At 65.8% G+C, this 12,833-nt stretch carries 7 protein-coding genes; 5 read left to right on the top strand and 2 right to left on the bottom strand.

Going from position 1 to position 12,833, the window contains the following annotated elements; genetic code table 11:
* Positions 1-195 precede the first annotated feature (195 nt).
* From P0R31_RS07770 to P0R31_RS07750, 5 genes are all read left to right on the top strand, one after another.
* Positions 196-714, top strand: coding sequence for a PAS domain-containing protein (locus tag P0R31_RS07770; RefSeq protein ID WP_275513556.1), 519 nt, complete (start codon positions 196-198; stop codon positions 712-714).
* Positions 692-1,996, top strand: a complete 1,305-nt coding sequence (locus P0R31_RS07765) for a methyl-accepting chemotaxis protein (protein ID WP_275513555.1) — start codon at positions 692-694, stop codon at positions 1,994-1,996. The genes P0R31_RS07770 and P0R31_RS07765 overlap by 23 nt, the downstream gene beginning before the upstream one ends.
* A gap of 335 nt (positions 1,997-2,331) precedes the next feature.
* A complete protein-coding gene (locus P0R31_RS07760; RefSeq protein ID WP_275513554.1) occupies positions 2,332-5,601 on the top strand; it encodes a DUF2126 domain-containing protein in 3,270 nt (1,089 codons plus the stop codon).
* Between the two features lie 27 nt (positions 5,602-5,628).
* On the top strand, positions 5,629-8,142 hold the full coding sequence (locus P0R31_RS07755; protein WP_275513553.1) for a circularly permuted type 2 ATP-grasp protein: 2,514 nt from the start codon (positions 5,629-5,631) through the stop codon (positions 8,140-8,142).
* Positions 8,139-9,017: a transglutaminase family protein gene (locus P0R31_RS07750; RefSeq protein WP_275513552.1), complete on the top strand. Its 879-nt coding sequence runs from the start codon at positions 8,139-8,141 to the stop codon at positions 9,015-9,017. Before P0R31_RS07755 ends, P0R31_RS07750 begins: the two co-directional genes overlap by 4 nt.
* Positions 9,018-9,125: 108 nt before the next feature.
* On the opposite strand, the gene P0R31_RS07745 is transcribed toward P0R31_RS07750, so the two are convergent.
* Positions 9,126-10,559, bottom strand: a complete 1,434-nt coding sequence (locus P0R31_RS07745) for a PepSY domain-containing protein (protein WP_430516811.1) — start codon at positions 10,557-10,559, stop codon at positions 9,126-9,128.
* A 14-nt stretch (positions 10,560-10,573) separates the two neighbouring features.
* A complete protein-coding gene (locus P0R31_RS07740; RefSeq protein ID WP_430516810.1) occupies positions 10,574-12,493 on the bottom strand; it encodes a TonB-dependent receptor in 1,920 nt (639 codons plus the stop codon).
* Positions 12,494-12,833: the final 340 nt, after the last annotated feature.

The following is a 12,833-nucleotide window of genomic DNA, read 5'->3' as shown; positions in this document are numbered from 1 at the left end:
GCAATTGAAAAGCCGATGACGGCGCCGCGTGTAGTTGCGCCCGATGCAACGATCCCTCGCTAAGTAGTGATACGGAGGCAGGCGCGGCCCGCAAGAGTTCCCCGGCTTACATCTGGTTAAGATTGTTGCCGTAGACACGGGAGTGGTGCGGCTCCACAGCGTGGTGGGGCCGGCCGCGCTTTAAGGATCGAACCGATGCAAGCGATACGTCCCACTGGGGTAGAAAATCTCCTCGGCGACGAGGAGCTGATCGTCTCGAAGACCGATCTCAAGGGCCGCATCACCTACGCCAACGACGTCTTCATCCGCATGGCGAAGTACTCGTGGAAGGAGCTGATGGGCGCGCCCCACAGCCTGATCCGCCATCCCGACATGCCGCGCTGCGTCTTCAAGCTGCTGTGGGACACGCTGCAGTCCAAGCAGGAGATCTTCGCCTACGTCGTCAATCTGGCGAAGGACGGCAGTCACTATTGGGTGTTCGCCCACGTCACGCCGACATTCGACCAGCGCGGCAACATCGTCGGCTATCACTCCAACCGTCGCAAGCCGGATCCCGCGCAGATCGGGCGCATCAAGCCGATCTACAAGACGCTGTGCACCGAAGAGGCGCGGCATGCCAATGCCAAGGAGGGCATGCAGGCGAGCTTCGAGGCGATGGTCGGGCTGCTCAAGCAACAGGGTGTCGGTTACGATGAATTTGTGCTCTCTCTCTAAGGCGCAGGGAGCAACCGCGCTCGCGTGTGGTCTTGCCGTCGTTGCGTTCGTTCTCTCGCTTCTCGGCATAACCGGTATCACGAGTGCCGCTTCTCTTGGCGCGACGATCGCGCTCTCCAGCTATGCCGTCTGGTGCCAGCACCGCACCGCGGTTGCCGTCGATGAGGTCGCTGATGTGTGCCGCAAGGCGGCGGACGGCGATCTCGAGGCGCGCATCCTCAGCGAGCGGCAGGCCGGGCGCATCGGCGCCATCCAGAAATCGGTCAACGACATGCTCGACATTACCGATGCGTTCCAGCGCGAAGCTTCGGCGTCGATGGAGTATGCCAGCCGCGGCAAGTATTTCCGCAAGATCCTGGCGCGCGGATTGCCCGGCTCGTTCCGCCGCTCGGCGACCGTGATCAATGCCGGCACCGACAGCCTCGGCCGCCGCGTCGTCGAGATCGCGGACCTTGCCAGGCAATTCGGCACGCATCTCGATCAGGTTGCGGGCACGCTGATGGGCGCCGCGACCGATCTCGAATCCGATGCCGGCCAGATGGCGGCGGCGGCGGAGAAGACCAGCCTGCAAACCTCCGGCGTGCTCAGCGCGTCCGACCAGGCCTCGCGCAACGTCGCCACTGTCGCCAGCGCCGCCGAGCAGCTTGCATCGTCGATCGCCGAGATCAACCGCCAGGTGGCCGGCTCGACCGCGAGCACGGGTCGGGCGGTGAACGAAGCCAATCGCGCCGGCAGCGAGATCCGGAGCCTTGCGGACGCCGCGATGCAGATCGGCGACGTCGTCAAGCTGATCAGCGAGATCGCCTCGCAGACCAACCTGCTCGCGCTCAATGCCACCATCGAGGCGGCCCGCGCGGGCGACGCCGGCCGCGGCTTCGCGGTGGTGGCCTCCGAGGTCAAGAGCCTCGCCAACCAGACCGCCAAGGCGACCGAAGAGATCAGCGCCAAGGTCGGCGAGATGCAGCAATCGACCACCAATTCGGTCGCGGCCGTCGAGGCGATCGCGCAGACCATCGCCGAGATCAACGGCATCACCGCCTCGATTGCCGCCTCGATCGAGCAGCAGGGGGCGGCGACGCGCGAGATCGCCCGCAACGTTCACGAAGCCTCTGCCGGCACCTCGCAGGTCTCCTCCAACGTGACGGGCATCAGCGAGGCCGCCGCCGACACCGGCCGCGTCGCTGCCCGCGTCAATCACGCCTCCGAACGCGTCCACGGCGAAGTCGAGACGCTCCGCCGCGAAGTGACCCAGTTCCTGCAAAGGCTGACCTCTGCGGCGTAGAGTTCGTGCCAAGGGCACGCTGCTAACCCTCTCCCCTTGCGGCGAGGGTGGCTTCGCCGAAAGCGAAGCCGGGTGAGGGGTCTCTATCCTCACGACTAGCCTTGCGGGTGGAGAGAACCCCTCATCCGGCGCCGTAGCCGAAGCTTCGCTTCGGCGTTCTTGAAGACGGCGGCCGGAGGCCGCCTATGCCACCTTCTCTCACAAGGGGGGAAGGGAAGAGGAATCCACGAGCGTCCGCCCCGCACCTTACCTAGGCAGCCCGTGCCCGTTGTTAGTGCTTGATCGCACTCCCCTCCGGTGTTCTGCTCAAAAAAGCTGCTGGAGCACCGCATCCCGTGTCGATCTACGTCGCGCTACACCACGTCACGCACTACAAATACGACCGCCCGATCGACCTTGGCCCGCAGACCATCCGGCTGCGACCGGCGCCGCATACGCGCACGCCGGTCCTGAGCTATTCGCTCAAGGTCACGCCTTCCAATCATTTCGTGAACTGGCAGCAGGACCCGCAGGGCAACTGGCTGGCGCGCTACGTCTTTCCGGAGAAGACCACCGAGCTGAAATTCGAGGTCGACTTCACGGCGCAGATGACCGTGGTCAATCCGTTCGACTTCTTCGTCGAGCCCTATGCCGACAGCTTCCCGTTCGAATATCCCAAGGATCTGAAGACGGAGCTCGCGCCTTATCTCGAGACCATCAAGCCCGATCGCCTGTTCGCCAAATTCCTCGATTCGATTCCGCACGAAGCCCCGAACACGGTCAATTTCCTGGTCGACCTCAATCGCGAGATCCAGAAGAAGGTCCGCTACATCATCCGCATGGAGCCGGGCGTGCAGACGCCGGAGGAGACGCTTGCCTCCGGCGCAGGCTCGTGCCGTGATTCCGCTTGGCTCTTGATCCAGACCTTGCGCCATCTCGGGCTCGCCGCCCGCTTCGTCTCGGGCTATCTGGTCCAGATCCGTCCCGACATCGATCCGATCGAGGGACCGCCGGAAGTGGCGAACGATTTTACCGATCTGCACGCCTGGGCCGAGGTCTATCTGCCGGGTGCCGGCTGGATCGGATTCGACGCGACCTCGGGCATGCTCGCAGGCGAGGGGCACATCCCGGTCGCAGCCACGCCGCACTACCGTTCGGCAGCGCCGATCTCCGGTGGGGCCGGCTTTGCCGAGGTCGAGTTCTCCTTCGACATGAGCGTGAGGCGCATCCGCGAGGCGCCGCGCATCACAAAGCCGTTCTCCGACGAATCCTGGGCGCGCCTCAACGATCTCGGCGAGCAGGTCGACGGCGATCTCGCCAGCGCGGACGTGCGCCTCACCATGGGCGGCGAGCCGACCTTCGTCTCGGTCGACGATCTCGAGGCCGGCGAGTGGAACACGGAAGCGGTCGGCCCGACCAAGCGCGCGCTCGGCGACGATCTGATCCGCCGGCTGCGCACGCGCTTCGCGCCGGGCGGGCTGCTGCATTACGGCCAGGGCAAATGGTATCCGGGCGAGAGCCTGCCGCGCTGGGCCTTCGGCCTCTATTGGCGCAAGGACGGCGTGCCGATCTGGAAGAACGCCGACCTCATCGCGAAGATCGAAAACCCGCGTCGCGCCGAGGTGAAGGACGCCGAGACCTTCATGGAAGGCACCGCGGCCCGGCTCGGCCTCGATGCCGGCTACATCATGCCGGCTTATGAGGACACCGCGTACTGGCTCCAGAAGGAGGCCGAGCTTCCCGTCAACGTCGATCCCTCCGATTCCAAACTATCCGATCCGGAAGCCCGCGCGCGGATGGCGCGCGTGTTCGACGAGGGCCTCAACACACCGCGCGGCTTCGTGCTGCCGGTGCAGCGCTGGAACGCGCCGCCGCGTTGGCGCAGCGAGCGATGGCAACTCCGGCGCAATCATCTGTTCCTGATGCCGGGCGATTCGCCTCTCGGTTTGCGCCTGCCAATCGGCTCGCTCGGCTACGTCCCGCCCAACCAATATCCCTACATCGTCGAGCAGGACCCGATGGAGGCGCGGGGCAGGCTGCCGGTGTTCACGCTCGCCGCGCGGCCGGAATCCCCGCCGCGGGCCGCGCCCGAGCATCTCAACACCTCCGTCCCGGTTCGCACCGCGATGTCGGTCGAAGTCCGCGACGGCGTGCTCTGCGCCTTCATGCCGCCGGTCGAGCGCATCGAGGACTATCTCGAGCTGGTTGCTGCGCTGGAAGCCACCGCCGAGGAGATGCAGCTACAGGTCCATGTCGAGGGCTACCCGCCGCCGTTCGACCCGCGCATCGAGGTGATCAAGGTGACGCCCGACCCTGGCGTCATCGAGATCAACATCCAGCCTGCGAAGAGCTGGCGCGATGCGGTCGAGATCACCACCGGTCTCTACGAGGATGCGGCCAAGGTGCGGCTCGGCGCCAACCGTTTCCTGGTCGACGGCCGCCATACCGGCACCGGCGGTGGCAATCACGTCGTGGTCGGTGGTTCCTCGCCGCAGGATTCCCCGTTCCTGCGCCGGCCCGATCTCTTGAAGAGCCTCGTGCTGTACTGGCAGCGCCATCCGTCACTGTCCTATTTCTTCTCCGGCCTTTTCATCGGTCCGACCAGCCAGGCGCCGCGCATCGACGAAGCCCGGCACGACAGCATCTACGAGCTCGAGATCGCGCTCTCGCACGTACCACCGCCGGGCACGCAGACGCCGTTGTGGCTGGTGGATCGGCTGTTCCGGCATCTATTGGTCGACATCACCGGCAACACCCACCGTGCCGAGATCTGCATCGACAAGCTCTATTCACCGGAAGGCCCCACGGGCCGGCTCGGCCTCGTCGAATTCCGCGCGCTCGAAATGCCGCCGGATCCACGCATGTCGCTGGCGCAGCAGCTCCTGATCCGCGCCCTGATCGCAAAGTTCTGGCGCGAGCCGCTGAACGGCAAGTTCGTGCGCTGGGGCACCGCGCTGCACGACCGCTTCATGCTGCCGCATTTCATCTGGGAGGATTTTCTCGACGTGCTCGGCGAGCTCAAGCAATCGGGCTATCCGTTCGAGCCGGAATGGTATCTGGCCCAGCTCGAATTCCGCTTCCCCGCTTTCGGCCGCATCCATCATGGCGGCGTGACGCTGGAGCTGCGGCAGGCGCTGGAGCCCTGGCACGTGCTGGGCGAGGAGGGCTCGGCCGGCGGCACCGTGCGCTATGTCGATAGCTCGGTCGAGCGGCTCCAGGTCAAGGCCGAAGGCTTCGTCGAGGGCCGCCACGTCGTCACCTGCAACGGCCGCCGCCTGCCGATGACCCCGACCGGCCGCTCGGCTGAGGCCGTGGCCGGCGTCCGCTTCAAGGCCTGGCAGCCGGCCTCCGGCCTGCACCCGACCATCCCCGTCCACGCGCCCTTGACCTTTGACCTGATCGATACCTGGAACGGCCGCTCGCTCGGCGGCTGCGTCTACCACGTCGCCCATCCCGGCGGGCGCAACTACGACACCAAGCCGGTCAACACCTACGAGGCCGAGGCCCGGCGGCTGGCGCGCTTCCAGGACCACGGTCACACCCCGGGTCCGATGCAGCCGCCGCCCGAGGAACGCACAAATGAGTTTCCGCTGACCCTCGACTTGCGGACCCCGCTCCTGCAATGAGTATGATGGTGGGGCAGGGAGAGGCGCATGGCCGAGGGCGCAGCCGAACAGAACGACAAGGGGGGCAGGGAAGCCGGCCAGCGCCGCCTCGCGCAATGGGTTCGCGACTATAGCCGGCTGCCCGGAATCCCCGACGAGTTCTTAGGGCCAGACGGTGCCCCGCGCGCGGTCTGGAGCCGCTTCTTCGACGCCTTCGGCGCGCTGGCGCCCGACGAGATCGAGCGCCGCTTCGGCATGGCCGACCGTCACTTGCGCGAGGCCGGCGTCACCTACCGCGCGCCGGGGGACAGCGCCGACCGGCCGTGGTCGATCAGCCACCTGCCGCTTCTGATCGATGAAGCCGACTGGCAGCAGCTCTGTGCCGGCATCACCCAGCGCGCCGAGCTGCTCGAGCGCGTGCTGCGCGACATCTATGGCGAGGGGCGCCTCGTGGCCGAAGGCGCGCTGCCGGCCGCCGCGATCGCCGGCAGTCCCGAATATCTCCGTCCCGTCTGCGGCGTGCCGCCGCCCGGCGGACGCTATCTCTCGATCTATGCCGCCGATGTCGGCCGCGGGCCCGACGGCCGCTGGTGGGTGCTCGGCGACCGCACCCAGGCGCCATCGGGTGCGGGCTACGCGCTGGAGAATCGCCTGGTGCTGTCGCGCGCCTTCTCCGATCTCTACAAGTCGATGAACGTGCCGCGCGTCGCGCCGTTCTTCGAGGCGTTCCGCGACAGCTTGCGCGCGCGCGCCGATCGCGACGAGCCCAGGATCGGCGTGCTCACCCCCGGCAGCTTCAGCGAGACCTATTTCGAGCATGCGACGCTGGCGCGCTATCTCGGCTTCCTGCTGGTCGAGGGCGACGACCTCGCGGTCAGTGACGGCCGCGTCCACATCCGCACCGTCGCCGGTCTGAAGCGGCTGGATGTGCTGTTGCGCCGGGTCGATTCCAACTCGCTCGATCCGCTCGAGCTCGATGCCTCCTCCCGGCTCGGTGTGCCCGGCCTGATCGACGTGCTGCGCAAGGACGGCGTGGTCGTCGCCAACATGCCGGGCTCGGGCGTGCTGGAGGCGCGGGCGCTGCTCGGCTTCCTGCCGGCGCTGAGCCGCCGCCTGCTCGGCGAAGAGCTGAAGATGCCGCATATCGCGACCTGGTGGTGCGGCCAGCGCGCGGCGCGCGACGAGGTGCTGGCGCGGCTCGACGAGGTCGCGATCGAAGGCGCCTATCGCCGCGGCGTTCCCGGTTTCGACAGCAACGGTCCGGTGCTCGCGAGCGAGCTGGACGCCGCCGACCGCCAGCGCCTGGTCGACGCCATCACCGCGCGCGGCATGGACTATGTCGGCCAGGAGGTGGTGCGGCTCTCGACCATGCCGGTGTGGGAGCAGGGGCAGCTCACGCCGCGTCCCTTCGTGCTGCGCGTGTTCGCGGCCGCAACCCCGGACGGCTGGGCCATCATGCCCGGCGGCTTCTGCCGGATCGCCGAGCAGCCGGACGCGCGCGCGGTGTCGATGGGCGACGGCGCGCGCGCCGCCGACGTCTGGATCGTCTCCGACAAGCAGGTCGCGACCGCGACGCTGTTGCCGGCGACGGACAAGGTACGCATCCGCCGCATCGCCGGCGTGTTGCCGAGCCGCGCCGCCGACAATCTGTTCTGGCTCGGCCGCTATCTCGAACGCGCCGAGGCGACGCTGCGGCTGGTGCGCGCCTTGGGCTCGCCGAGCGGGCCTAACAAGGGCACCGCGGCCTCGGCGCAATCGGCCGAACGCATCCAGCGCCTGCTGGTAGCCTGGGGCGCGGTCTCGCAATCCTCGCGTACGGCCGCGGGGCGCATCGTCGCCGAAGCGCTGCAGAGCGCGGAGCGTTTCGGCTCGGCGCTGTCGCTGGTGCGCGCGGCCTTGCGCACGGCGACCTCCTTGCGCGAGCGGCTGTCGCCAGATGCCTGGCAGGTGATCACCGAGATGGCCGAGCGCCTCGCCATCGAGGTAGAGGACGACGACAGCGTGCTGAGCGCCGCTGAGCTGACCTTGCAGGAGCTGGCGAGCTTTGCAGGGCTCGCGCAGGAGAATATGAACCGCGCCGCCGGCTGGCGCTTCCTCGACATCGGCCGCCGCATCGAGCGCGCCATCAACACCACGCGCTTCACCCGCCAGTTCGCCTATGACGAGGCCGGCGACGAGGATCTCGACATCCTGCTGACGCTGGTGGATTGCCAGATCACCTACCGCTCGCGCTATCTGCTGGCGCCGATCCTGGCCCCGGTGCGCGACCTCGCGGTGCTCGACGGCTACAATCCGCGTTCGGTGGCGTTTCAGGTGACGACGCTGAACGAGCATATTGCCGCGTTGCCGAGCCTGAAGGAGCACGGCCTGATCGAGAAGCCGCAGCGTCTGGCGGTCGCGATGCAGGCGATGCTCGCGACCGCCGAGGCTGAGAAGCTCGAGGTCAAGACGCTGTTCGCCCTGGAGCAGGATCTGCTCAGCCTAGGCGAGGCGATCGGGCTGCACTACTTCCCGCACGGTCCCAATGCCAGCCGGCCGGAAAAGCTGACGGGGCTGGCGTGATCTACGACATCCGTCACGTCACCACCTACGAGTACGAGAATCCCGTCAGCTTCGCCCGCTGCACGCTGCGACTGGAGCCCGCAAGCGGCGGCGGCCAGGAGCTGATCTCGCACGAGGTCGAGATCCATCCACGACCGGCCGAGCGCAATGTGCGGCGCGACTTCTTCGGCACGCTGACCGAGAGCGTGGTGATCGAAGCCGCGCATCGCAATCTGCGCATCGACTCGCGCTCGCGCGTCTCGGTGTCGCGCCGGCCGCCGGCGCGCGATGCGGTCAGCCCGCCCTGGGAGAGCGTCCGCGACATCGCCTTCGAAGCCACCAGCCTCGGGCCGTCCTCGCCGGTCGGTTATGTCTTTGCCAGCCCCCTGGTGCCGGTGCTGCGCCCGGTCAGCGCCTATGCGGGGATGAGCTTTCCGCCCGGCGCGGGCATCCTCACCGGCGCCGTCGACCTGATGCGACGCATCCGCGGCGAATTCCGCTACGATCCGAAGGCGACCGTGATCTCGACGCCGCTCGACGAAGTCTTCGACAAGCGTCACGGCGTCTGCCAGGACTTCGCCCATGTCATGATTGCTGGCTTGCGCGGGCTCGGCCTGCCGGCGGCCTATGTCAGCGGCTACTTACGCACCATTCCGCCGCCGGGCCAGCCGCGGCTGCAAGGTGCCGACGCCACCCATGCCTGGGTGTCGCTCTGGTGCGGGGCAGAGCTTGGCTGGGTCGATCTCGATCCGACCAACGATCTCCTGATCGGCAACGATCACATCGTGCTGGCAATGGGGCGCGATTTTTCCGACGTCTCGCCGGTCGACGGCATCATCGTCGGGTCGTCCAAGCAGAAGCTCGGCGTTTCCGTCGACGTGCTGCAGGTGGAGTAGGGGCAGGTGATCATAGGCGTTGGATTGCCGATGCGAGGCGGAAGGCTGCATCTGGAATGTGATCGCAACTTGTGACCCACGGGGACGTTGTCAACAGCCAAATTCGCTTCAACGGCGCAGATAGCGCCAGCCGACGACGACACCGCTCACCGAGACGATGGTGCCAAGGATCGAGAGCAGCCACACCACGATGTCCCAGGCCGGGCGATACATCAGCAGCAGGCGGAAATCGAAACTGTGCAGCGCGTTGAACAGCCAGCGATAGGTGCGACGGCTGCTGTCCGCGCGACCAATGATGTCGCCAGTGACGGGGTTGATGTGAAACCATGTTTTCGCGTCATCATCAAACACCGCGCGCAGCACCGGCAACTCGCGGTCGTGATGATGCGCATACCAATAGGAATCGTAGTCGTCGAGCACGAGCCGTTCCGCGAGGCGCGCTTGCGGCAGCAATTTCGCTGCGGCCGTCCAAAGCCGATCCTGCGGAAGTGTCGCAATTCGACCCGACGTCACATCCAGCGGTCTCTGCGTGCCGTCACGCGATGCGGCGAGCATCATCGGGCCGCCATCGAGCCAGACGAAGCGGGCTTCGACCACGGCGGATTGCGGCGTCGGCAGCCTGGTCGCAATGGTCGGCTCTTCATGGCCCGCGTAGCGTTGCAGCGTTTCCCGCGCGGTGTTGCGGCCTGCAAAAAAATCGCCGGGATTGAGTGAAAGCCAACCGGAGAACATCCAGGTCAGCACGAAGGCGCCCGCGATCAGGCCGGTGACGTGGTGCCAAGCCATCCAGCCGCGGTACGGCGTGATCCTGCCGCTCGAATAGCGCCGCTTCAGCCGTACGCGCAGGATTCCGATCCAGATGCCGGTGACGCCAACGATGAGGCAGATGCCGGAGATCCAAAGAACGACCAGCCGCCACAGCGGCCCGTCCTTGCGCAACACGGTCGGATAGATCCAGTGCGGGATCGAGCCGAGCCAGTTCCAGACGCGCTCGGTGTGGTTGGTGTCGAGCGCTATCTCGCCGGAGCGCGACGAGACATAGAGCTTGGTGCCGGCATCGTCGCCGACCCCGATGAGGTAGAACGGTCGCAGCGGATCGTAACGGGCCGTTACGCTCCATTGGTCGCGGTCAACAATTTCTTCGAGACGCGGCGACCTGCTTGCGGGATGATGTTGCGCGACCGCGAGCGCCTGCTGTTCGGAAACACCCGTGATGACGCGGCCGTCGGCTGCGGAGATCGCCTGCCGCTTGCCGTCCCAGCCGGTGATCCGATACACGGGTTCGTCGGCCAGCATCGACAGCCGGAGATCGCGCGGATAGCGCGTCGCGCCCGCCGCCTTCATTGCCTCATCCGGCGACAGCGCCACTTTCTCCCACTGAATATCAGGGAGCGCTGCCAGCCTCTCCTTTTCGGAAAGGCCTGGAAACGCGACGTACATCATCACCACGCCAGAGATGAACCACATGGCGAAGAACAGGCAGGTGACGATGCCGACCCAGCGGTGACCGATATACAGCCACCGCCGGAGTGTGCGTTTCACGGCGCGTGACACGGTCAGAACTTCACGTTGACTGCGACTCGCGCCGTGCGCGGCATGCCGAGCAGCCACTGGGTCGTGCCGCCCGACGTGGTGTAGACCTCATCGAACAGATTGTAGACGCGAAACGACACGGTGGTGTTGAGATCGGGCTTCCACTGCACGCCGGCATTGACGACGTTGTAGGCTGGGCGCGTCATCGTGTTGGCATTGTCCGCGTAGGTCTTGCCGACGATCTGCACGCCGGCATTGACCGACCAGTTCGGCGCAAAGGCCCAAGTCGCCCAGATATTGGAGACGGTCTGCGGGACGTTGACCGGGACATTGCCGGCAAAATTCACGGCGACGCCGCCGACCGACTGCACGAAGTCGTCATACCTCGCGCGCAGGAACGCGGTGTTGGCATCGATACGCCAGCCATAGTCGAGCAGAAAGCCAACTAACGCTTCGACGCCGCGCGATGATTGCTGGCCGACCTGGACCGTCAGCGAGGGAATGTTGGGATCGCGGGCCAGCAGGTTGTTCTTCACGATCTCGTAGCCTGCCAAGGTCCATTCGCCCCGGCCCCCCCAGAACGATTGCTTCACGCCGATCTCGATCTGTCTGCCGGTGGCGAGGTCGAAATTCTTGTTGGCGGACGACAGTGAGATCAGCCCTCCGACCGGATCGACCGCCGTGGCATACTGGCCATAGAAGGCAAGGTCCTTGACAGGTGTATAGACCGCGCCGGCGCGCCAGGTCGTCGAGGAGAATGATTTCTCGAAGCTGTTGGCGGGCGTGACATAGTCGGTGCGCGTGATCGTCGGTTCGTCCTGGCGGATGCCGGCAATGAAGGATAGCTGCTCGGTGACCGAAAGCCTGTTTTCGGCAAAGACCGCGTACTGGTTGGTCACGCTGCCGTAACCGGGAATGGTGGGGTTCGGGCTGTTGAACACGCCTGGATCGAAGCTGTACGGGTTGACGGACGACGAGCCGCCATAAGGTGAATTGTTGGTGTGGGTGAAATTGATGCTATTGACGTCGAAGCCCGCCAGGAACTCGTTGGCCATCCCAAGGACATGCCCGCGAAATTTCGCGTCCATGCGGTTGCCGACCTGCTGCTGATCGTGAAAGATCTCGATATAGCTGGTTCGGTTGATGAGGCCGGTAGCAGGATTGTAGGCGTAGCTTTCGACGTTCTTCCAGTGCCGCTTGGAGTTCAAGTAGTAGAGCGTGTTGTGGATCGAAATTCCATCGGCGACCTGCCAGTCGGTCTTCACTTGATTCCAGCTGTCCTGGTAGCGGATGTGGCTGTCGCTGACATTGTAGTTCTTGAAGCGTAGCGACTCTTGGAACCTGCCGTTGATCAGCGGCGTGCCGAAGTAGCGCGACGGGTTGCGATCGCCGTAATCCGTGGACAGTGTCCAGGTGACGTCTTCGTTCTGTTTGACCTGGACCACGGCATGAAGCGCGACGTTCGAGGTGTTGTCACGATCGACCCATCCATCCGACATGTTGCCGGTGGCGGTGATGCGATAGGCGACGTCCTTGCTGATCGGACCGCCGCTGTCGACCGCAATTCGCCGTGTCATGTTGGTGTCCAGCGAGATTTCGGCTTGGTTGCGAGGGATCCAGGACGGCAGTTTCGAAACAATGTTGATGGCGCCGCCGACGGCACCCGCGCCGTACATCACCGATGCCGGGCCGCGCAGCACTTCGATACGCTCGGTCGACCAGGTGTCGAACGGAAAGGTCACCGTGCCGGCGCCGATATAGAACTGGGTGCCGTCATAGAGCGTCATCACGGAACCAAGGCCCGTGAAGCCGCGGGTATTGAACGAGACCCCGCCGTTGCCCGGTGCCGGGCTCGCGGTGAAGCCGACGGCGTTCTGCGTCACCGCGTCCAGGATATTCTCCTGGCCGCGTTCGGCGATGGTCTCGGCTGAAATCACCTCCACACTGGCCGGCGTCTGCAGCCGCGTAAGCCCGAGGCGGCTGCCGGCCGTGCTTGCACCGGTCAGGTTGAGCGTCGGCGCGGCGAACGCGGGACCAGCCGGGCTAACCGCCGGAGCGCGCGCGTCGGCAGATATGGTTGGTTGCTGACGGAGGCGCGCGGATCGCGCGGGATCGCTGCGTCGGGTGCTCCGAGCGTTCGGCGGCTTTGCCGGCGATTGCACCACCACTGGGTCGAGTGTTTGGCCTAGCCTTTCGGACTGTGCCCAGCCATCGGTCGACAACACGAGGCAGGAGAATGCAACTGAAAGGAACAACACACGGCGATGCCGTGGCGCGAAAATC

Source organism: Bradyrhizobium yuanmingense (assembly GCF_029167105.1).
Classification (GTDB): domain Bacteria; phylum Pseudomonadota; class Alphaproteobacteria; order Rhizobiales; family Xanthobacteraceae; genus Bradyrhizobium; species Bradyrhizobium yuanmingense_A.
This window is presented reverse-complemented; position numbering and strand designations above follow the sequence as displayed.

Bases quoted from the DNA above. Each gene is read 5' to 3' on its own strand.
- P0R31_RS07770 (WP_275513556.1), top strand. From the start codon at position 196: ATGCAAGCGATACGTCCCACTGGGGTAGAAAATCTCCTCGGCGACGAG.
- P0R31_RS07765 (WP_275513555.1), top strand. From the start codon at position 692: ATGAATTTGTGCTCTCTCTCTAAGGCGCAGGGAGCAACCGCGCTCGCG.
- P0R31_RS07755 (WP_275513553.1), top strand. From the start codon at position 5,629: ATGGCCGAGGGCGCAGCCGAACAGAACGACAAGGGGGGCAGGGAAGCC.